This is a genomic window from Pantoea sp. SIMBA_079, assembly GCF_046940275.1.
GTDB classification, from domain to species: Bacteria; Pseudomonadota; Gammaproteobacteria; order Enterobacterales; family Enterobacteriaceae; genus Pantoea; species Pantoea borealis.
Genome location: NZ_JAWRYR010000570.1, coordinates 1 through 257, shown reverse-complemented (window position 1 = coordinate 257; position 257 = coordinate 1). Strand labels below are relative to the sequence as shown.

1 protein-coding gene is annotated in these 257 nt (G+C 72.4%); it reads right to left on the bottom strand.

The genetic code is table 11. From position 1 onward, the window contains the following. On the bottom strand, positions 1 to 257 hold a 257-nt coding region (locus SB719_RS21235), incomplete at both ends, for a hypothetical protein (protein ID WP_412159900.1).

Here is a 257-nt window from a genome sequence, read left to right as displayed (position 1 = left end):
GGCCGATCCACCACCAGTCACGACGGTTCAGGAACGGCTCGAAGCCGCGACGGGATGCCTCGAAACGGATGCGCGAGCGCAGGCCCGGGTATCGCTCGTCCAGGGCGTCCCCGAGAACGTGGTCCGCCCAGGCCAGCTGGGCCACCGCCTCCCCGGCCCCCAGATCGAGGAAGGGGTCGTCGGCCACCGCGACGATCGAGCCGTGCCGGGCGAACGCGTCGTCGTGCGCGGGCCAGCACCACGAGCTCTGCTCGCAC